This window comes from Mesorhizobium sp. M8A.F.Ca.ET.208.01.1.1, from assembly GCF_004791315.1.
GTDB lineage: Bacteria > Pseudomonadota > Alphaproteobacteria > Rhizobiales > Rhizobiaceae > Mesorhizobium.
On record NZ_SRUT01000050.1, the window covers coordinates 1 to 477 of the forward strand.

The window sequence follows — 477 nt, forward strand, 5'->3', positions numbered from 1 at the left end:
GCCTGGTTGCCCTTGAACACAGCCGGCGGCAGCGGCTCGCGGCCGAGGATCAGGTCGGCGCCCTTTTCGCCGACCATGATGGTCGGCGCGTTGGTGTTGGAGGACGGGACGCGCGGCATCACCGAAGCGTCGCCTGCGCATCTACGCGCTCGACCCTTCCATCGCCAAGCAACTGGATTCCGTATCTGTCTTTCAGGCGACCCTTTCCGTTCCCTGGGACGACGGGCCGCCGCCTGCAAAGGCGCTGTTGCCCGGCCCGATCGGCGAATATCTCGAAGTCGTCGACGTCGATCCGGCGTCCAACCGCGTCTACGATCCGGTCGACCTCAATGACAAGATCTTGCTCGCCCAGGATGGCCTGACGCCGTCGGAAGGCAATCCGCAGTTCCACCAGCAGATGGTCTACGCCGTTGCCATGACCACGATTGGCCATTTCGAGCGCGCGTTGGGACGCCGCGCGCTGTGGGCTCCCCACTA

1 pseudogene is annotated in these 477 nt (G+C 65.0%); it reads left to right on the top strand.

Annotated features, from left to right (window positions below):
• Nucleotides 1–247: 247 nt before the first annotated feature.
• Nucleotides 248–477, top strand: a pseudogene (locus tag EN851_RS36595) (hypothetical protein); the annotation flags it as partial.